Below are 19,126 nucleotides of genomic sequence, written 5' to 3'. Positions count from 1 at the left end.
CGGCCGCGGCGGGCCGTCGCCTCAAGGACGCACGTGGAAGGCCTTCGGCAAGACGAAGGGATTCAGCTCGCCAGCCAGAAGAGCAGCACGCCGACGGCCACGCTGCACAGGGCAAAGAAGCGCAGTTGGCCGTCGCGCAGCTGGAGCAGCTGGCTGAACGCACGACGCCAGCCACCCGGCGAGAGCAGCGGAAACAGCCCCTCGATCACCAGCACGAGCGCCAGCGCCTGCCAGAGGCTGTCGCCGCTCATCAGCGCTGGGGCGAGGTGGTACTGCCGCTGCTGCGCATCGCGCGGAAGAAGTCGGTGGCGGCAGGATCCACCACCAGCACGTCGCTCTTCTTGTTGAAGCTTTGCTTGTAGGCCTCGAGGCTGCGGTAGAACTGCGCGAACTGCGGATCGCGGCCGAAGGCATCGGCATAGGCGGACGCCGCCTGCGCATCGCCCTCGCCCTTGATCTTCTGGGCGTCGCGGTAGGCGTTGGCCACCGTGACCTCGCGCTGACGGTCGGCGTCGGCGCGGATCTTCTCGCCCTCGGCCTGGCCGGTCGAACGCAACTCGTTGGCCACACGCTTGCGCTCGGCCTCCATGCGACGGTAGACCGACTCGGTGATGGCCTCGACATAGTCGATGCGCGTCACACGGACATCCACGATGTCGATGCCCCAGGCGTTGCCGCCCTGCACCACACTCAGCACCTCGCGGCGGACGTCGTTCATCACGTCCTCGCGGCGCGCGGAGATCAGGTCGCGCACGGTGCGCTTGTTGATGTTCTCCTGGAAGGCATTGCGGACCACGCGGTTGAGCTGCACAGCACCGGCGCTCTCATCGAGGCCGACGTTGCGGATGTAGGCCGACGGATCCACGATGCGCCAGCGCACGTACCAGTCGATCACAACGCGCTGTTTCTCGGCCGTCAGCATGGGTTCGGTGTCCATGCTCGACAGCGTCAGCAGGCGCTTGTCGATGTACGAGACGTTCTGCACGGGCGGGGGCAACTTGAACTTGAGGCCCGGCTCGGTGATGACTTCCTTGATCTGGCCTAGCTGGTAGACCACGCCGAACTGGCGCTGGTCCACCACGAAAAGCATGGAGCTGGCGAGCACCAGCAGGATGAGCAGCGAGGCGCCGATGAATCCGATTCTGTTCATGTTCTTGTTCTCGCCGGTTTCAGCGGACGTCACGCTCGCGCGAGCGAGCGTCGCGGGCGCGCGAGTCGCCCGAGGGCGCGACCGGGATGGCCGAGGATTGCGGGGCGGCGGTGCCAGCCACCGCCGGCGGTGCGCCGTCGGCCGGCGCGGGCGTGTTCTGCGATCCGCTCTGCTGCATCAACTTGTCCAGCGGCAGGTACAGCAGGTTCGAGCCCTGACGGCTTTCGACCAGCACCTTGCTGGTGTTGGCATAGATCTGCTGCATGGTGTCGGTGTACATGCGGTCACGCGTGACCTGCGGCGCCTTCTGGTACTCGGCCAGCACCTGGCCGAAGCGCTGCGCATCACCCTGGGCCTGCGCCGCTACACGGGCCTTGTACGCCTCGGCCTCTTCCTTCAGGCGCGAAGCCGTACCCACGGCACGCGGCACCACGTCATTGGCATAGGCCTGGGCCTCGTTCTTCGCGCGCTCGCGCTCCTGGCCGGCCTTGAGCACATCATCGAAGGCGGCCTGCACCTGCTCGGGCGGACGCACGCCGCCCTGCTGCAGGTTGATGCCGACGACTTCCACGCCCACCTTGTAGCGGTCGAGGATGGTCTGCATCAGCTGGCGCACCCGCGGCGAGATCTGGTCGCGCTCCTCGGCGAGTGCGGCGTCCATCTTCATCTTGCCCACGACCTCGCGCACGGCGGTCTCGGCCACCTGCACCACGGTCTCGGACGGGCTCTTGCTTTCGAACAGCCAGGCCCGTGCGTCGGACAGGCGGTACTGCACCGCAAACTTGATCTCGACGATGTTCTCGTCCTCGGTCAGCATGGCCGACTCGCGCAGGCCCGTCGAACGCACGATGGCGTCACGACCGACATCGGCCGAACGGATCTGCGTGACCACCACGATCTCGTGGCGCTGGATCGGATAGGGAAGGCGCCAGTTGAAGCCGGCACCCACGGTCTGCTTGTAGCGACCGAACTGGGTGATCACCGCCTGCTGGCCTTCGTTGACGATGAAAAAGCCGGTGCCCAGCCAGATCAGCAACGCGACGCCGATGACGGCACCGATGCCGAAGCCCGCATTCTTCATGTCAGGCTTGCCGCCGCCGAAATTGGGCGGACGCGGACCACCGCCATTGCCACCGCGACCGCCGAACAGGCCGCCGAGCTTGCGATTGAAGTCGCGCCAGAGTTCGTCGAGATCCGGCGGCCCCTGGTTGGGACCCGGATTCCTCGGACGGGGGTTGGAAGGCGGCACGGGCGGCTCGCCCTCCGGCCGGCTCGTGGACGGGCGGTCGCCCTCGGAGGAGGACGACGCATCGTCGCCCCGACCCCAACGGCCATCGTTCAGGTTGAACATTCCCTGAACCCGTCTCCACACAGGCATTGACTTCATTCGGTGATTAGGTGTGATTGGCGCGGGCTATTGTGCCCAATCAGTGCTCGGCACTCTGCAATTCGGACTGCGACCATGGGGTGATCGCGGCCGCTTCGGCACGCTGGGCCAGCGCCCCACGCAGCGCGGGCAGGCCCTCGCCCGTGTGGGCACTCACGAAGAGGCGCGGGACGGCCTGGCCATCCAGCTCCATCTCATCGGCGAGCTTGAGCGGACGCCGCTCCTCGGGCAGGGCGTCCAGCTTGTTGAAGACCAGCAGTTGCGGCACGTCGGTCGCGCCGATGTCGGCCAGCACCTGCTGCACCTCCGCGATCTGCTCGGGATGGTGAGGATTGGCGGCATCCACCACGTGCAGCAGCAGGTCGGCATCCACCGCCTCCTGCAGCGTGGCCTTGAAGGCATCCACCAGGCCGTGGGGCAGTTCGCGAATGAAACCGACCGTGTCCGAGATCGACACGCGCCGACCCACATCGCCGAGGTAGAGATGGCGGGTGGTGGTGTCCAGCGTGGCAAAGAGCTGGTCGGCCGCATAGGCACGCGCCTTGACCAGCGCGTTGAACAGCGAGGACTTGCCGGCGTTGGTGTAGCCGACCAGCGAGATGTTGAAGGTGTCGCGCCGCTCGCGCTGCCGCCGCTGCGTACCACGCTGCTTCTGCACCTTGGCCAGACGCTCGCGGGTGCGCTTGATCGACGAATCGATCATCCGGCGGTCGAGTTCGATCTGCTTCTCACCTGGGCCGCCCCGCACACCGGCACCGCCCGTCTGGCGCTCCAGGTGAGACCAGCGCCTTACGAGGCGCGTGCTCAGGTATTGCAGACGCGCCAGCTCAACCTGAAGCTTGCCCTCGTGGCTGCGCGCCCGCTGGGCAAAGATCTCGAGAATGAGGAAGGTGCGGTCGTACACGGCCACGCCCAACTCGCGTTCGAGGTTGCGCTGCTGGGCGGGCGACAAGGCCTGATCGAAGATCACCTCGCTCGCACGGTGCATCAGCGCGAGTTCGCGGATCTCTTCCGCCTTGCCACTACCGACGAAGAGTGCGGCATCGGGTGCCTTGCGCTTGCAGCTCAGGCGGGCAACAGGGTCGAGCCCGGCGGTCTGGGCGAGAAGGCCGAGTTCTTCCAGCTCGCCATCGAAATGGGGAAGGCCAAAGTCGACGCCGACCAGAACGGCCGCGCCTTCTTGGCGGGGGATGGATTCAGACAAATGCAGGGGAGCCTGATGCATGTTGGACGGGTTGACGGTTCGCCAACCCGTCCCATGCCACTCAGGCGCTGGCGTCGCTCTCGGTGACCGAGAAATTGACGGCCCGGCCGGGCACGATGGTCGAGATGGCGTGCTTGTAGACCATTTGCGTCACCGTGTTGCGAAGCAGCACGACGTACTGGTCGAAAGACTCGATCTGGCCCTGCAGCTTGATGCCGTTGACCAGATAGATCGAGACAGGAACATGCTCGCGGCGCAGCGTGTTCAGGAACGGGTCTTGTAGAAGTTGCCCTTTGTTGCTCACGATATTCTCCGTGTTCAGAAGAAGAGTTGTTGGACCGGGCACCTTAACACAGGGTTTCCGCACTGCAACATTCGCGTGCGAAAGCCGTCGTAAAAAGAGCGGCTACTGCCCGGAGGGGACGCCATGATGACGGATCACGATCCGTCCTTGTCGGCATAGGGGTTATGCGAAGTCTTGAACTCGATGCGCAGCGGCGTGCCGATCAGGTCGAACTCCTTGCGGAAGCGCGTCTCCAGGAATCGGCGATAGCTGTCGCTCACATGTTCCAGCGAATTCCCGTGGATGACGATCACCGGTGGATTCATGCCGCCCTGGTGCGCATAGCGCAACTTGGGCCGGTACATGCCGCTCTTCTTGGGCGCCTGGAACTGCACCGACTCCAGCAGCACGCGCGTGAGCACGGGCGTCGCCATCTTGCGCGTGGCCGAACGGTGGGCCTGGATGATCGACTGCCACACCGGCCCCACGCCCAGCCGCTTCTTCGCCGAGATGAAGTGCAGCGCGGCGAACTTGAGAAAGGGCAGCCGGTTCTCGATCTGCCGCTGCAGTTGCTCGCGCTGGTAGCTGTCGACGGCATCCCATTTGTTGACGGCGATGACCACCGCCCGGCCCGCCTCCAGGATGAAGCCGGCGATGTGCGCGTCCTGATCGGTGACGCCCTGTGTGGCATCGATCAGCAGCAGCACGACGTTGGCCGACTCGATGGCCTGCAGCGTCTTGACCACCGAGAACTTCTCGATGGCCTCGAACACGCGCCCCTTGCGACGCAGACCGGCGGTATCGATCAGCTCGAAGCGCTGCCCATTGCGCTCCAGCGGGACCGAGATGGCGTCGCGCGTGGTGCCAGGCATGTCGAAGGCCACCAGTCGCTCTTCGCCGAGCCAGGTGTTGATCAGCGTCGACTTGCCCACGTTGGGGCGACCGGCCACCGCCAGACGGATGGGGCGCACGCCCTCCTCGTCCTGCGCATCGGCGTCTTCCTCCTCGACGGGCGGCAGCATGTCGAGGGCCAGATCGACCAGCGTGCGGACGCCCTGGCCGTGTGCCGACGAGACGGCATGCACGTCTCCGAGCCCCAGCTCGTAGAACTCGGCCAGGCGTCCGCTGTCCTTCATGCCCTCGGCCTTGTTGGCAGCAAGGACGCAGGGCTTGCCGAGCCGGCGCAGTTCGCCGGCGATGTCGTGATCCTGGGCCGACAGGCCCTCGCGCGCATCCACGACGAAGACGATCACATCGGCCTCGGCCACGGCCTGCCGCGTCTGCTTGGCCATCTCCTGGTAGATGCCGCTGCCGGCATCGGGCTCGAAGCCGCCGGTGTCGATAACGATGAACTCGCGCGGCCCCGCCCGGCCGCTGCCGTAGTGCCGGTCACGGGTCAGGCCGGCAAAGTCGGCCACGATGGCGTCGCGCGTGCCCGTCAGGCGGTTGAACAGGGTCGACTTGCCGACGTTGGGGCGCCCTACGAGCGCGAGAACCGGCTTCATGCAAACCTTCGTTCAGAGCGGATCATTGAAAAAACGGCCGGCAGGCGCCGGCCATGCGGGAATCAGTCGGGCCGGTAGCCGAACACGCCGCCGTTGCGGGTGACGATCACGACCGTATCGGCAGCGACCGTCGGCGCGGCAGCCACGGCAGAACCGTCGGGCACCAGGCGGTTGAGCACGGCCCCATCCTGGCGCGAGAGGAAGTGCACGGTGCCCGTGTCCTCGCCGATGACCAGGGTGCGGCCCACGGCCAGCGGTGCCGTCAGATTGCGCAGGCGCAGGCGCTCCATGCTCCAGGCACGCTGGCCGTCGGCACGACGCCAGGCCTGGACGGTGCCGTTGCTTTCCACGCCGTACACCAGGGTGTCGTCGCCGGAGACGCCTTCAGAGCCGACGGCCGGCTGGGTCCACGTCAGCGCGCCACGCTGGGCATCCACACAGCCGACGGCCGCGTAGTAGGCCCGCGCACAGATGCTGTCGCCCACACGGCTGACGGTGCCGGTCAGGTCGACCAGCCGTTCCACATCGTTCGTCCCACGCGGGGACGCGACGGGCACCTCCCAACGCGAGTTGCCATTGGCCGGGTTCATGCCCACCAGACGTGCCCCGATGCCGGTGACCAGCGTGTCACCGAAAGGCAGCAGCACGCCCGGCTTGCGCAGCACCAGGGAATCGGCGCCAGCCCGGCTCTGCTGCCAGAGCCGACGGCCGCTCTGGCCATCGAAGGCTGCCGTGGTGCGATCGGCCGTCTGCACGAAGACCCGGCGGCCAGCCACCAGCGGCGGCGTGAAGGTCTCGGCGGGAAGGCGCTCCTTCCAGATGACCTTGCCGGCCTCGATCGCGACGAGTTCGTTGTTGCGGGTCACGACCGCGGCGAGCTGGCCGTCGCTGCCCACGCCTGCCGACAGCGGCGCGCCCACCTGGGTGCGCCACAGCTCGCGGCCCTGACGGGCGTCGATGGCCACCACGGTGCCGTCCGAAGCTGCCACGGTCACGCGGTCGCCGCTGACCGCCGCGCGCAGCGGAAAGCTCACCGACGGCATCTTGACGCTCCAGGCCTGGCTCACGCCGAGCGTGGCCGGATTCGCCGGCAGCTCCTCCGGCTTCAGCTTGGGCGCGCCTGAGCAGGCGGCCAGCGCTGCCACGAGGAGGCCGGCACAGGTGGCCCGCAGGGCGGAGACAGTGGACGTGGAAAGCTTCGACAGGGTCATGAATCGGATCCGTTTCAGGAAGTGGCCTTGGCCGAGAGCGAAGCCGGGTCAACGCCCACGGCGTTGAGCTTGACCTCCACCAGCCTGCGATAAGCCGCGTCCTGGGCCAGGGCGGCCCATGCCTTCTTGTATTCGGCCTGCGCCTCGTTGCGCTTGCCCTGCGCCAGCAGCACATCGCCACGGCGGTCGGCCACCAGGCCCTTGAATTCCTCAGGGAAGCTGCCGTCGAGCTGCTTGAGGGCCTCGTCGTAGGCCTTGGTCTCCATCAGCGCCGCAGCCAGGCGCAGCCGCGCGACAGCGCGATAGCCGGGATCGCTGCCCTTGTCCGCCACCCAGGTCAGCGCCGCGCGGCTGGCATCGGCCTGGCCCTTGTCGGCCAGCGTCTTGCTGGCCAGCAGGCCCGCCTGCTGGGCATAGACCGTGCCGCCGAAGCGGCTGGTCATGTCGTCGAAAGCCCGCTGGACCTTGGCCGGATCGCCCGCCTGCGCCGCACGATCGAGCTCGTCGTAAAGCGCGGCGGCTTGCGTGGACTGGCGCTGCTGCCAGTACTGCCAGCCGTTCCAGCCCAGCACTGCCACCGCGGCCAGGATCACGACACCGGTGATCAGATTGCCGTAGAGATTCCAGAAGTGCTTGAGGCGGTCGAGCTGTTCCTGCTCTTCGAGATCGAGATGGGTCGCCATACGGAGGGTCAGTCTTGGGAAGCGGCGGATTGTAGGCTGGGGGCCCAGGCGGCCACGTCGTCGAGCGGACGCGCGATCTGGGCGCCCGTGCCGTCGCGCAAGGATTTCACGGTGACCTCGCCACGGGCCAGTTCATCGGCGCCGAAGATGAGCGCAAACCGCGCGCCGCTGGCGTCGGCCCGCTTGAACTGCGACTTGAAACTGCCCTGGCCATCGGGCCCGGCCGCGTGCATCTGCACCTGCACGCCCTGCGCCCGCAACTGGGTCAAGGTGCGCAACACGACCGGCATGGCCGCGGCGTCGGGCACCACGGCGAACACGTCTGCAGCCGGCGTCGGGAATTCGGCGCCCTGCTCTTCCAGCAGCGCCAGCACGCGCTCCACGCCCATCGCCCAGCCCACGGCCGGCGCGGGCTTCCCGCCAATCTGAGCGATGAGATCGTCATAGCGGCCGCCGGCGCACACCGTGCCCTGGGCACCCAGACGATCGGTGACGAACTCGAACACCGACAGGTTGTAGTAGTCCAGGCCGCGGACCAGCCGCGGGTTGATGGTGTAAGCAATGCCGTTGGCATCGAGGATGGCGCGCAGGCCATCGAAGTGCGCCAGCGAGTCCTCGCCCAGGAAGTCGAGCAGCTTCGGCGCCGCCTCGACCACGTCCTTCATCGCCGGGTTCTTGGTATCGAGGATGCGCAGCGGATTGCTGTGCAGGCGGCGCTTGCCGTCCTCGTCCAGCTTGTCGGCATGCTGCTCGAAGTGGGCAATGAGCTGGGCGCGGTGTGCGGCGCGCTCGGCCGGCTGGCCCAGGCTGTTGATCTCCAGCCGCACGTCGGTCAGGCCCAGCGCCTTCCACAGCGAAGCGGCCAGCAGGATCAGTTCGGCATCGACGTCCGGGCCGGCGAAGCCCAGGGCCTCGGCGCCGATCTGGTGGAACTGCCGGTAGCGCCCGCGCTGCGGACGCTCATGGCGGAACATGGGGCCGGTGTACCAGAGCCGCTTCGGGCCGTCGTACAGGAACGAATGCTCGGTCACGGCACGCACCACGCTCGCGGTGTTCTCGGGACGCAGCGTCAGATGCTCGCCATTGAGGCGGTCCTCGAAGGAGTACATCTCCTTCTCGACGATGTCGGTCACCTCGCCGATGCCACGCACGAACAGCGCGGTGTGCTCCAGGATCGGGGTGCGGATGTTGCGGTAGGCATGGCGCGCCATCTGTTCGCGCACGATGCCTTCGAGCCATTCCCAGCGCGCCGATTCCGGCGGCAGGATGTCGTTCATGCCTTTGACGGCACTGATCTTTTCAGCCATGGGTGACGGGGGGTCGATCAGGCGCCTGCGGTGGCCGTGGCCTGGCCGAAGCGCTTCTCGATGTAGTTTTCGACGATCTGGTGGAATTCGGCGGCGATGTTCTCGCCGCGCAGGGTCAGCGCCTTCTCGCCGTCGATGAAGACGGGCGCGGCCGGCGCCTCCCCGGTGCCGGGCAGGCTGATGCCGATGTCCGCATGTTTGCTCTCGCCCGGGCCGTTGACGATGCAGCCCATGACGGCCACCTTCAGCGCCTCCACGCCCGGGTACCGATTGCGCCAGACGGGCATCTGCATGCGCAGGTAGTCGTCGATCTGCTTGGCCAGCTCCTGGAAGGTGGTGCTGGTGGTGCGGCCGCAGCCGGGGCACGCCGTGACGCTGGGCACGAACACACGCAGGCCCAGAGCCTGGAGGATCTCGGCAGCGATCACGACCTCCTGCGTGCGGGCCTCGCCGGGCTGGGGCGTCAGGCTCACACGGATGGTGTCGCCGATGCCTTCCTGCAGCAGGATCGACAGCGCGGTGGCCGAGGCGACCGTGCCCTTGGTCGCCATGCCGGCCTCGGTCAGGCCCAGGTGCAGCGCGTAGTCGCAGCGGCGGGCCAGTTCGCGGTAGACGGAGATCAGGTCCTGCACACCGCTCACCTTGCAGCTGAGGATGATCTGGTCGCCGTTCATGCCCATCGATTCGGCCAGGCGGGCGGAGTCGATGGCCGAGCTCACCAGCGCCTCGTACATCACGGCCTTGGCGTCCCAGGGCTGGGCGCGGCGGCTGTTGGCGTCCATCAGGCCGGCCAGCAGTTCCTGGTCCAGGCTGCCCCAGTTCACGCCGATGCGCACCACCTTGTTCCAGCGCATGGCGGCTTCGATCATCTGGCCGAACTGGCGGTCCTTCTTGTCGCCCTTGCCGACGTTGCCGGGGTTGATGCGGTACTTGGACAGCGCCTCAGCACAGGCCGGAAAGTCGGTCAGCAGCCGGTGGCCGTTGTAGTGGAAGTCACCCACCAGCGGCACGTCCACGCCCATACGGTCGAGTTGCTCGCGGATGTAGGGCACCTGGGCCGCGGCCTCGGGCGTGTTGACGGTGATGCGGACCATCTCGGAGCCGGCCTGCGCCAGCTCCTTGACCTGGATGGCCGTGCCGATGGCGTCCACCGTGTCGGTGTTGGTCATGGACTGCACGCGCACCGGCGCGTCGCCGCCCACCGTGACCACGCGCGGGCCCCAGACCACGCGGGCCTGGCGCGAGCGGCGCCCTGCCGGTGAGGCCGCCGCAATGGGCAAGGCGGCGGGGTCGAGGATGCGGTCGAAGCTCATCGTGCGGACTCCTGCGCGAAGACAGCCCGGAGGCTGCCGCGCGAACGGCGCAGGCGCCGGTTCACGGCGCCTCCGCCTTGACTTCGAAGCGGGCGACGCCGCCGCCCCGGGCGATGGGCGTCAGGTCGAAAGGCTTGCCGTGCACCAATACGTCCACCGCGGACGCGCGGCCGATGATCACCGCCAGCGGCAGCTTGCCGGAGAGCGCCAGCGTCTCGCCATTGGCCAGCGTGCGCTGCTGCAGCAACCGGCCGCCCGCCTCGGACACCGACACCCAGGCCTCGCCCTTGGCCGTGATCTGGATCGCCTCCGACGACGCAGGCGCGGCCGCTGGAGCGGCGGCCGGCGCTTCGGCGACCGCAGGCTGCGACGCCGCGGTCGCTGGCACAGGCGCCGCCGGCGCGGCTTGACCGGTGGCCGCAGCCTCAGGCGTCCCGCTGGTCGGTGCGTCGGCCGTGGTCGTGGATTCGCCCTGCGCGGATGGCGAGCGCCCACCCTGCGGAGCCAGGGCTGCCGTCACCTTGTCGATGGCGCTCTGCGGCACCCAGAACAGCAAGGCCGCCGCACCCAGCAGCAGCGCCACCACAGCGATCAATGGGCGCGACAGGCCCTGCGTCGTCCGCCCGAGTCCCGCGTTGCGATGCGAAGAGGATTTGATGGCGTCGCCGACCGCACGGTCGGATTCGGCCAGGGAGGCCCGGGGCGCACCCGGCAGCCGCGCCAGCACCGGTGCAGGATCGACGCGCAAGGCGCGGCAGACACTGGCCGCCAGCGCGCGCGCGAACACGGGATCGGGCAGGAGCGCCAGGTCGTCGGCCTCCAGCGCGGCGAGCTTCTGGACGGGCACCTTCAGCGCCGCGGCGACAACCTCGAGATGGAGGCCGTGCATCTCGCGCGCCTCCCGCAGCAATTGCCCTGCAGTCGGCTGGGCAGGGTTGGATGCCGGGGCGCCGCCCTGGACGGCCGCGTCGCTCGCCTGATCAGTCATTGAAGTTTCCACGCTCATAGGCCAGCGTCTCGCGCGCGTCCGGGAAGCGGCGACGCAGCTGAATTCCCAGTTGGGAGACCGCCTCCACATTGCCGAGCCGGCGCTCGATGCGCATGCCGAGCCAGAGCGACTCTGCATTCGCGGACGGGCCGTTGTTCACGCGCCGGATGTAGAACTGGGCGCGCACGTCGTCGCGGCGCTGGTAGAGCAACAGCGCCAAGTTGTAGCCGACCACCGGGTTGGCACTGTCGAGCTCGTAGGCCTGCATCAGCGAGCGCTGCGCCCCTGCGCTGTCGCCGGCCTGCATCTGGCACACGCCCTGGGTCATCCAGGTGCGTGCCGCGTCGCGGTAGCCCGGCACGGCCAGGGCAGCGCCAAAACGCTGGACGGCATCGGCATAGCGCTTCTGCTGGCACATCAGCCAGCCGTAGTTGTGCAGCGCGTCGCCGTCCCGCGGATTGAGCGCCACCGCCCGGCGGAAGCTGTCCTCGGCCTGCGCCGGATCGTCCAGGCGCATGTAGACCAGACCGCGCAGGTTGTACGCCGCCCCCAGCGACGGATCGGCCGCCAGGGCATTGCCGATCTCCTCGAGCGCGACCTGGTTCTGGCCCTGCTCGAAGTAGCCCAGCGCCAGTTGCAGGCGCAGTTGCGCCCTGCGCTTGGCCTGCACGGCCGGATCGACCGGCTCCACCTGCAGCGGCGCGTTGCCCGCCGGCGGCGGCGGCGTCACCACCGCCGGCGCCGTGCTCTTGCACGCCGAAACCAGTGCCGCCACGCAGAGCACCGGAACGAGCGCCAGAAGACGCCCCTGGGCGGAATGGAAGCGCGGCCAGCGCAGGCTCATCGTGCGGCTTCTCCAACAGGCTGGCGATCCGGCGGCGGAGACTCGGCCTTGCGCATCATCACGACGCGCCGCTCGGCCATACGCTCGGCGGCCCGCGTGCGATCCTTGACGTCACCGGCCAACTGGCCGCAGGCGGCGTCGATGTCGTCACCCCGCGTCTTGCGCACCGTGGTGACGATGCCCGCGTCGGCCAGCAGGCGCGCAAAGGCCTGCACGCGCGGCGCGGGCGAGCGCAGCAGGCCGGAAGCGGGGAAGGGATTGAAGGGGATCAGGTTGAACTTGCAGGAGACGCCACTCGTGCGCACCAGCTCAATCAGCTGACGGGCATGCTCGGGCTGGTCGTTGACGCCATCCAGCATGCAGTATTCGAAGGTGATGAAGTCGCGCGGGGCGGGCTCCAGGTAGCGCTTGCAGGCGCTCATGAGCTCGGCCAGCGGGTACTTGCGGTTCAGCGGCACCAGGTCGTCGCGCAAGGCATCGTTGGGTGCATGCAGCGACACCGCCAGGGCCACGGGGCAGTCGGCGCCCAGGCGATCCATCATGGGCACCACACCAGACGTGGACACCGTCACGCGCCGACGCGAGAGGCCGTAGGCGTTGTCGTCCAGCATGGTCCGAAGCGCCGGCACCAGCGCGCCGTAGTTCTGCAGCGGCTCGCCCATGCCCATCATCACCACGTTGGAGATGACGCGCTCGTCGCGCCCCAGATGGCGGCGCAGGAAATGTTCGGCAAACCAGAGCTGCGCGACGATCTCGCCGGTGCTCAGGTTGCGGCTGAAACCCTGGTGCCCTGTGGAGCAGAAGCGGCAGCCCACGGCGCAACCCGCCTGCGAGGACACGCACAGCGTGCCGCGGTCGTCTTCAGGAATGAACACGGCCTCGACGGCATCGCCGTTGCCGACATCGAACAGCCATTTGATGGTGCCGTCGGCCGACTCCTGCTGCGTCAGCACCGGCAGGCCGGTGACGGTGGCGCAGCCGGCCAGCTTGCCGCGCAGCGACTTCGCCAGATCGCTCATCTGCTCGAAATCGCTGGCGCCACGCTGGTGGATCCAGCGGAACAGTTGCGTGGCGCGAAAACGCTTTTCGCCCAGGCCCTCGCAGAACGCGGCCAGCCCTTCCAGATCGAGATCGAGCAGGTTGGTGGCAGTCATGGCGCGGGCTCGGGCTGGTTCAGCCTCAGCGGCTGTAGACGTTCATCGAGGGGAAGAAGAAGGCGACTTCGTTGGCCGCCGTCTCGGGGGCGTCGGAGCCGTGCACGGCGTTGGCGTCAATGCTCTCGGCGAAGTCGGCGCGGATGGTGCCGGCAGCGGCCTTCTTGGGGTCGGTGGCGCCCATCAGGTCGCGGTTCTTGGCGATGGCGTCTTCGCCTTCGAGGACCTGCACGAACACGGGGCCGGAGATCATGAAGTCGACCAGGTCCTTGAAGAAAGGACGCTCCTTGTGCACGCCGTAGAACTGCTCGGCTTCGGCGCGCGAGAGGTGCACCAGCTTGGCGGCAGCGATCTTCAGGCCGGCGGCCTCGAAACGGGAGACGATCTTGCCGATCACGTTCTTGGCGACAGCGTCAGGCTTGATGATGGACAGGGTGCGTTCGATGGCCATGGGCTTTTTTCTCTGAGGTTGAATGGAGGAAACACGTTTGCCAGAGGTTCCCGCGCAGTGCGGACGGGAGACCACACTCCCGGCCACGATGGGCGCCTCTCGGCAAAGCTCTCGATTTTATCCGCGCGTCAGGGTTGCCACGCAGTGTTCGAAGGTATTACTTCAACAAAGCCGGGCGACAGCCTTGTGAAAAGAGGCCGGTGCGGCACCTGGAAGGCGCCTGCGCCGGCCCGCGATGCGTCAGCGGCCCCGCTTGCGGCCAAAGCCGCCGCCGCCACCGCCCGGCCCGCCATTGCCGCGCCGCGCATCCTTGCGCTGGCGGGTGAAGCTGTCGGCGCCGATGTAGCCGAGCGAGGTCTTCATCGGATCGGGCTGGCTGCCACCGGTATTCTTGCCACCGCCGTCCTTGCGGCCGCCGCCCTGCCCGCCCTTGTTGCCCTTGCCGGGCCCGTTGCCTTCCTTGCCGAAAGACGATGGAGCCGGGCCGCGCGGGCCACCGTTGCGGCTGACGCCATTGCGCTTGCCGCCGCCATTGCGTCCCGGTCCTCCGCCTCGCCGATCGTCGGCCTGAGGCCGCGGCATCTCGGCGCCGGCGGCACGCGTGAGCGCACGGATGTCCTGCTCGTCAAGCTCCATCCAGGCGCCGCGCTTGAGGCCGCGCGGCAGCACCATCGCACCGTAGCGGATGCGGATCAGCCGGCTCACGGCATGGCCGACAGCCTCGAACAGCCGGCGCACTTCGCGGTTGCGGCCCTCGGAGATCGTGACGCGGTACCAGCAGTTGGAGCCTTCGCCCCCGCCGTCCTCGATGGTGCCGAACTGGGCGACACCATCGTCCAGGCGAACACCGTCGAGCAGCTTCTGCTTCTCTTCGTTCGACAGCGCGCCCAGCACGCGGACCGCATATTCGCGCTCCAGGCCGAAACGCGGATGCATCAGGCGGTTGGCCAGCTCGCCCGAACTGGTGAACAGCAGCAGGCCTTCGGTGTTCAGGTCCAGCCGTCCCACGGACTGCCACTTGCCCTGGTGCAGCCGCGGCAGCTTGCGGAACACCGTCGGCCGGTTCTGCGGATCGTCGTGCGTGACGACCTCGCCCACCGGCTTGTGGTAGGCGATGACACGGGCGGGCGGCGGCGCAATGCGGTAGCGGATCGGCTTGCCGTTGACCTTGACTTGGTCGCCGTACTGGATGCGCTGGCCGATGTGGGCCGGCTCGTTGTTGACCGAGATGCGGCCCTCCAGGATCAGCCGCTCCATCTCCAGCCGCGAGCCGAGGCCGGCCTGGGCCAGCACCTTGTGCAGCTTGGGAGCGTCCGCCTGGGGCAGCAGCACCCGCTTGGCGACGGCGCCGGCAGCCTCTTCTTCCTGCGCGTCGAAGTCGCCGGAGATCACATCCGCGAACTGGATCGGCTGGGCCGCCGGCGCACGCTCGCGGGCACCCTCGGAGGAATCGTCCACCTCGTCCGCCTCGTCGTCATCGACGGGGTCGTCCCCAGCGCCCTCGCCTTCGCGCTCGGCCGCATCTGCGGGCCCGGCCACGGTGGCCGGCACCGGCTCTGCCGCTTGCGCCGTGCCCGGCTCCTGCTCTGCGGTCATTGGGGCCGTGGTCTGGGTCTCGGAGGGTTCGGCGGCAAGCTCGCGCTTCCCACGCGGACGGCGCGTGCGAGCGGGCGTGCTGACGCCCTCCTCGCCGCCGGCCGGCTGCGGCACCGCCACCGACTCGGCATCGGCAGCAACGGGAGCGCCGGCGGGCAGGCCCTGTTCGGGATCGGATTCAGTCATGAGGGGCTTCCGGGAAAGTGTTCGTGTCGGGGGATGCCGCAGCGGGCGGCGGGGGAGCGGGCGCTGTCGGCTCGGCGTCGGGCGTGATGGCCGACCCCGTGGCGGCGGCCTCGGCGGAAGGCGCCTGCGGCTCGGGCACCGGCACCGTCTCCACCGGCAAGGCGGGCTGCCCGGCTTCCGGCGGCAAGCCGCGGCCCGCCAGGGCCTGGGCCATGTCGCCGGGCTGGTGCGGCGCCTCGATGGCCGGCAGTTGGTCAAGCGAGGCCAGGCCCAGGTCGTCCAGGAACTGCCGCGTGGTGGCGTAGAGGGCCGGACGGCCCACGGTCTCGCGGTGACCGATCACCTCGACCCAGCCGCGGTCCTCAAGCTGCTTGAGGATCAGCGAGTTGATCGTGACGCCGCGGATGTCCTCCATGTCGCCGCGGGTGACCGGCTGGCGATAGGCAATGATGGCCAGCGTCTCGAGCGCGGCGCGGGTGTAGCGCGGCGGCTTCTCGGGATGCAGACGGTCGAGGAAGTCGCGCATCTCGGGCCGGCTCTGGAAGCGCCAGCCGCTGGCAACGCCCACCAGCTCCATGCCCCGCTGCGCCCACTCGTCCTGCATCTGGGCGAGCAGCGACTTGAGCGTGTCGGTGCCCACCTCTTCATCGAAGAGCACACGCATGTCGCGCAGCGTCAGCGGCTGCGACGAACACATCAGGGCGGTTTCGAGAATGCGCTTGGCATCCGCCGTATTCATGGTGGCGAGGTTCCAGGCAAGGAGCGCGCGGAGCGCGCCGGGACAGAAGAGCCGAGAGAGAAGAAGGCGCCGACGTCTGCGGCTGTGCGCCAGGACGGGCCGCCGTCCTGAAGGCGCGAACGGCCAGTCGAGAAGATGGCCGCCGGAGGTCGCGCCGCGAGGCGCTCAGCCGCGATTGTAGTCGAGCCCCCAGGCCCGGGCGGCGTCGGCAATGTCGGACGGCAGGGCCGAGCGCAGGTCCAGCGCCTGGCCGGTCATCGGGTGCGCGAAGGCCAGCCGGAAGGCATGCAGCGCCTGACGGTGCAGGCCGGCCGCCGGTGCGCCGCCGTAGGTCTCGTCGCCCACCAGCGGATGGCCGATGGAGGCCATGTGCACGCGGATCTGGTGCGTGCGGCCGGTGTCCAGCGTGCAGCGCACCAGGCAACCGCGGTCGTGGCCGTCGAGCAGCTCGAAGCGGGTGCGGGCCGGTTTGCCGGGATGCTGCGCCAGGTCGACCACGGCCATGCGCAGGCGGTTGCGCGGGTCGCGGCCGATGGCGCCTTCCACCGAACGGCTGGCGGGGCCGGACCACGCGCGGTGGCCCATGGCCAGGTACTGCCGGGAAACCTCCCGCGCCGCGATCATCCGCACCAGCGCGTCCATGGTCTGGCGCGTGCGGGCCACGACCATCAGGCCGCTGGTGTCGCGGTCCAGCCGGTGCACGATGCCGGCGCGCGGGAGGGTGGCCGCCTTCGCATCACGCGCCAGCAGGCCATTGAGCAGGGTGCCGCTCCAGTGCCCGGGCGCCGGGTGGACCACCAGGCCCGCGGGCTTGTCGATGACGACGAGGTGCTCATCCTCGTGCACCACCTGCAGCGGCATGGCCTCGGGCCGGAAGGCCTGGCTTTGCGGCGTGGGGCGCAATTCGATCTCGCCAGCCTGGCCGGCCTGGACCGCCGTCGCCGACTTGCGGATCGGCCGGCCCTGGAGCTGCACCGCGCCCTCCTCGACCAGCTGTTGCAGGTAGCTGCGGGAGAACTCGGGGATCAGTTGCGCCAGGGCCCGGTCCAGGCGCTGACCATGCAGGGTCGCGGGGATGGAAAAGGCCCGTCGCTCGCTCTCGTCGAGGTGGTCCGAGGGTTCGTCGGCCTCGGCATCGGGCCCGGGCTGGGCCAAGGGGGGGGTCGATATAATCCCGGGGGTTTGACTCACGAAAGCTTGCCTGTGACGTTTCGCACCCGATTATCGGCGGTCCCCTCGTGGCTCGCCCTCTGCGCCGCCGGGTTCCTGCTGGCGGGCTGCTCCTCCACCAAGACCGATCCGACGGCCAACTGGAGCCCGAACAAGATCTACTCCGAGGCGAAGGACGAAGCCGATGGCGGCGCCTACGACAAGGCAGTGCCGCTGTTCGAGAAGCTGGAAGGCCGGGCCGCAGGCACGCCGCTGGCCCAGCAGGCCCAGATCGACAAGGCCTACGCCCAGTACCGCGCCGGCGACAAGGCCCAGGCCCTCGCCACGCTGGACCGGTTTATGAAGCTGCATCCGGCCAGCCCCGCCATCGACTATGCCCTCTACCTCAAGGGCACGATCAACTTCAACGACGACCTGGGCATGTTCGCCTGGCTGACGCGGCAGGACCTGTCCGAGCGCGACCAGAAGGCCGCCAAGGAATCCTTCGAATCCTTCCGCGAACTCGTCACGCGCTTCCCCGATTCGCGCTATGCCAACGATGCGCGCCAGCGCATGAACTACATCGTGAACTCGCTCGCACAGTACGAGGTTCACGTGGCCCGCTACTACTACAAGCGCGGCGCCTACCTGGCCGCGATCAACCGCGCCCAGATCGCCCTGGCCGACTACCGCGAGGTGCCGGCGCTCGAAGAGGCGCTCTACATCATGGTGCTGTCGTACGACGCCCTGGGCATGAACGACCTGCGCGACGACACCAAGCGCGTGCTCACCACCAACTACCCGCAGAGCCGCTATCTGGCCCAGGGCTTCAAGACCAAGGACGATCCGTGGTGGAAGCTGTGGTGAGCGGCACCTGAGCCTGCATCGCCCTGCGTCGAAGGCCGCCATGTGCGGCCTTCTTCTTTGGGGCGCCAGTTCCGCGCTGCGGGGCAGGTCAGGATGCCCAGGCCCTCATGGCTCGGAAGCCGCGGCGCTGCATCCTCAGGGCTTCTTCGCGCCGGCCGAAGCCGGCACCGCCGTCGCCACCTGCGTCCGCAGTTCGCGCAGCTTGGCCTTCAGCCGCCGCTCGTTGACCAGCCCCACCCGCACCATGAGCTTCTGGCCCGCCGACAGCGACTGCAGGCGCTCGTCGGCGTATTCGTAGCGCACCCAGGGCCGGTCGCCGGGCGTGTCGCCCTTGACCTCCACCACGCGGATCTGCAAGGGCCCGGCGGGTTCGGGCGCGGCCAGCAGATGGTCGATCACCGCGACCAACCTGTCGTTGAAGTAGCGGCCGGGATAGCCCAGTTCCTCGTACGCCTGCTGGAAGAGCGGATAGAGCCGCGCATACACGCCCGCGACCCGCGCCGCGTCCAGGCTTTCGGCCAGCAGCACGAAGGGCGTGTAGCGCGCGGCGTTGTCGGGGGCGACGGTGCGCAGCTCGCCCTGTCCCTGGAGCTGGAAGCGGCCGTCGGTGGGCCGCACGGGCCAGCGCTGCACCGGGGCATGTTCGCGCGGGAGGTTGTCGATGGTGGCGACGCCACGGCGGACGAAGTCGTCCATCTGCAGGAACTGGCCCACGGCCTTGCTGCCCAGCAACTCGACCAGTGCCGCCCGCATTCGGGCATCGGATTCGCCCAGCGCCGGCAGGTTCTTGTCGGGCTCGGCGATGGCCACCACCTGGTTCTGCGGCGTCGTGGGCGCAGGCGGCGTGGCGGCCAGCGGTGGCGGCGCATCGGGCGGCGTGGGCGGGCTGGCCACGGGCGCCGTGGGCGGCGGTGGCATCTGCCGTTGCTGCCACCACTGCCAGCCGAACCAGCCGGCGGCGGCCAGCGCGATGACGAGGGCGATGATCAGGCCGACAGGACGGTCGGCACGGGGACGGAAATCGGGCTCGGACATGCGGGTCTCTCCTGGACTTCGGCGACAGGCCCATTGTGGGCGGCGCCCTGCCCGGGCCGGAGACGGCGCGGTAA

Annotated in this window: 19 protein-coding genes; 1 reads left to right on the top strand and 18 read right to left on the bottom strand. The window is 68.7% G+C overall.

Features of this window, described 5'->3' with window-relative positions; genetic code table 11:
- Window positions 1-62: 62 nt before the first annotated feature.
- The 17 genes from ABIC63_RS04910 to ABIC63_RS04830 form a co-directional block, all read right to left on the bottom strand.
- A complete protein-coding gene (locus ABIC63_RS04910) occupies window positions 63-251 on the bottom strand; it encodes a DUF2065 domain-containing protein (protein ID WP_294374796.1) in 189 nt (62 codons plus the stop codon).
- Window positions 251-1,150 (bottom strand): protease modulator HflC, encoded by a 900-nt coding sequence (hflC, locus tag ABIC63_RS04905; protein ID WP_294374794.1) that lies wholly within the window; start codon window positions 1,148-1,150, stop codon window positions 251-253. The genes ABIC63_RS04910 and hflC overlap by 1 nt, the downstream gene beginning before the upstream one ends.
- Window positions 1,151-1,169: 19 nt before the next feature.
- A complete protein-coding gene (hflK, locus tag ABIC63_RS04900; protein ID WP_354318931.1) occupies window positions 1,170-2,501 on the bottom strand; it encodes an FtsH protease activity modulator HflK in 1,332 nt (443 codons plus the stop codon).
- Between the two features lie 76 nt (window positions 2,502-2,577).
- Entirely contained in the window at window positions 2,578-3,741 is a 1,164-nt protein-coding gene (gene hflX, locus ABIC63_RS04895; protein WP_294374791.1) for a GTPase HflX, read from the bottom strand.
- Window positions 3,742-3,802: 61 nt separating this feature from the next.
- A complete protein-coding gene (hfq, locus tag ABIC63_RS04890; RefSeq protein ID WP_017760713.1) occupies window positions 3,803-4,045 on the bottom strand; it encodes an RNA chaperone Hfq in 243 nt (80 codons plus the stop codon).
- Between the two features lie 134 nt (window positions 4,046-4,179).
- Complete coding sequence (gene der, locus ABIC63_RS04885; RefSeq protein WP_354318930.1) at window positions 4,180-5,529, bottom strand: ribosome biogenesis GTPase Der; 1,350 nt, start codon at window positions 5,527-5,529, stop codon at window positions 4,180-4,182.
- Between the two features lie 62 nt (window positions 5,530-5,591).
- Window positions 5,592-6,740 (bottom strand): outer membrane protein assembly factor BamB, encoded by a 1,149-nt coding sequence (gene bamB, locus ABIC63_RS04880; RefSeq protein WP_294374786.1) that lies wholly within the window; start codon window positions 6,738-6,740, stop codon window positions 5,592-5,594.
- Between the two features lie 14 nt (window positions 6,741-6,754).
- Entirely contained in the window at window positions 6,755-7,423 is a 669-nt protein-coding gene (locus ABIC63_RS04875) for a YfgM family protein (RefSeq protein WP_294374783.1), read from the bottom strand.
- An 8-nt stretch (window positions 7,424-7,431) separates the two neighbouring features.
- Entirely contained in the window at window positions 7,432-8,730 is a 1,299-nt protein-coding gene (gene hisS / locus ABIC63_RS04870) for a histidine--tRNA ligase (protein ID WP_294374781.1), read from the bottom strand.
- A gap of 17 nt (window positions 8,731-8,747) precedes the next feature.
- Window positions 8,748-10,043, bottom strand: a complete 1,296-nt coding sequence (gene ispG / locus ABIC63_RS04865; RefSeq protein WP_294374779.1) for a flavodoxin-dependent (E)-4-hydroxy-3-methylbut-2-enyl-diphosphate synthase — start codon at window positions 10,041-10,043, stop codon at window positions 8,748-8,750.
- A 61-nt stretch (window positions 10,044-10,104) separates the two neighbouring features.
- Window positions 10,105-11,031, bottom strand: coding sequence for a helix-turn-helix domain-containing protein (locus ABIC63_RS04860; protein WP_354318929.1), 927 nt, complete (start codon window positions 11,029-11,031; stop codon window positions 10,105-10,107).
- Window positions 11,024-11,875: a type IV pilus biogenesis/stability protein PilW gene (gene pilW / locus ABIC63_RS04855; RefSeq protein ID WP_354318928.1), complete on the bottom strand. Its 852-nt coding sequence runs from the start codon at window positions 11,873-11,875 to the stop codon at window positions 11,024-11,026. Before pilW ends, ABIC63_RS04860 begins: the two co-directional genes overlap by 8 nt.
- A complete protein-coding gene (gene rlmN / locus ABIC63_RS04850; RefSeq protein ID WP_294374773.1) occupies window positions 11,872-13,029 on the bottom strand; it encodes a dual-specificity RNA methyltransferase RlmN in 1,158 nt (385 codons plus the stop codon). Before rlmN ends, pilW begins: the two co-directional genes overlap by 4 nt.
- Before the next feature lie 25 nt (window positions 13,030-13,054).
- Window positions 13,055-13,480 carry a nucleoside-diphosphate kinase gene (ndk, locus tag ABIC63_RS04845; protein WP_017759345.1) on the bottom strand — a complete coding sequence of 142 codons (426 nt, stop codon included), beginning with the start codon at window positions 13,478-13,480 and terminating at the stop codon, window positions 13,055-13,057.
- Window positions 13,481-13,720: 240 nt separating this feature from the next.
- Entirely contained in the window at window positions 13,721-15,262 is a 1,542-nt protein-coding gene (locus ABIC63_RS04840; protein WP_354318927.1) for a pseudouridine synthase, read from the bottom strand.
- Entirely contained in the window at window positions 15,255-16,001 is a 747-nt protein-coding gene (gene scpB / locus ABIC63_RS04835; protein WP_354318926.1) for an SMC-Scp complex subunit ScpB, read from the bottom strand. Before scpB ends, ABIC63_RS04840 begins: the two co-directional genes overlap by 8 nt.
- A gap of 165 nt (window positions 16,002-16,166) precedes the next feature.
- The gene (locus tag ABIC63_RS04830; RefSeq protein WP_354318925.1) at window positions 16,167-17,156 is read right to left on the bottom strand and encodes an RluA family pseudouridine synthase; all 990 of its coding nucleotides are present in this window, start codon (window positions 17,154-17,156) and stop codon (window positions 16,167-16,169) included.
- A 48-nt stretch (window positions 17,157-17,204) separates the two neighbouring features.
- Between ABIC63_RS04830 and ABIC63_RS04825 the strand changes: the two genes are divergently transcribed.
- Entirely contained in the window at window positions 17,205-18,017 is an 813-nt protein-coding gene (locus tag ABIC63_RS04825) for an outer membrane protein assembly factor BamD (RefSeq protein ID WP_017760851.1), read from the top strand.
- Window positions 18,018-18,152: 135 nt separating this feature from the next.
- Here the strand turns inward: ABIC63_RS04825 and ABIC63_RS04820 are convergent, their stop codons facing one another.
- Complete coding sequence (locus ABIC63_RS04820; RefSeq protein ID WP_354318924.1) at window positions 18,153-19,052, bottom strand: DUF3014 domain-containing protein; 900 nt, start codon at window positions 19,050-19,052, stop codon at window positions 18,153-18,155.
- Between the last annotated feature and the right edge of the window lie 74 nt (window positions 19,053-19,126).

This window comes from Pseudacidovorax sp. 1753, from assembly GCF_040544975.1.
Lineage (GTDB): Bacteria > Pseudomonadota > Gammaproteobacteria > Burkholderiales > Burkholderiaceae_C > Xenophilus.
The sequence above is the reverse complement of the archived record's forward strand: the minus strand, read 5'-3'. Positions and strand labels throughout refer to the sequence as shown.